Here is a 689-nt window from a genome sequence, read left to right on the forward strand (position 1 = left end):
TCCGACGCTCCCACGGCTTGTAGGCACACGGTTTCAGGTACTATTTCACTCCCCTCCCGGGGTACTTTTCACCATTCCCTCACGGTACTATCCGCTATCGGTCACCAGGGAATATTTAGGCTTAGCGGGTGGTCCCGCCAGATTCACACGGGATTTCTCGGGCCCCGTGCTACTTGGGTGTCTCTCAAGCAAGCCGCTGACATTTCGACTACGGGGGTCTTACCCTCTACGCCGGACCTTTCGCATGTCCTTCGCCTACATCAACGGTTTCTGACTCACCGACCAGCCGGCAGACTGATCAAGAGAGATCCCACAACCCCGTATACGCAACCCCTGCCGGGTCTCACACGCATACGGTTTGGCCTCATCCGGTTTCGCTCGCCACTACTCCCGGAATCACGGTTGTTTTCTCTTCCTGCGGGTACTGAGATGTTTCACTTCCCCGCGTTCCCTCCACACTGCCTATGTGTTCAGCAGTGGGTGACAGCCCATGACGACTGCCGGGTTTCCCCATTCGGAAACCCCCGGATCAAAGCCTGGTTGACGACTCCCCGGGGACTATCGCGGCCTCCCACGTCCTTCATCGGTTCCTGGTGCCAAGGCATCCACCGTGCGCCCTTAAAAACTTGGCCACAGATGCTCGCGTCCACTGTGCAGTTCTCAAACAACGACCAACCACCCATCACCCC

At 57.9% G+C, this 689-nt stretch carries 1 rRNA gene; it reads right to left on the reverse strand.

Annotated elements, in window-relative coordinates:
- Positions 1–632, reverse strand: a 23S ribosomal RNA gene (locus tag IE318_RS44500); the annotation flags it as partial.
- Between the last annotated feature and the right edge of the window lie 57 nt (positions 633–689).

This window comes from Streptomyces spiralis (genome assembly GCF_014654675.1).
In the GTDB taxonomy this organism is placed as follows: Bacteria; Actinomycetota; Actinomycetes; order Streptomycetales; family Streptomycetaceae; genus Streptomyces; species Streptomyces spiralis.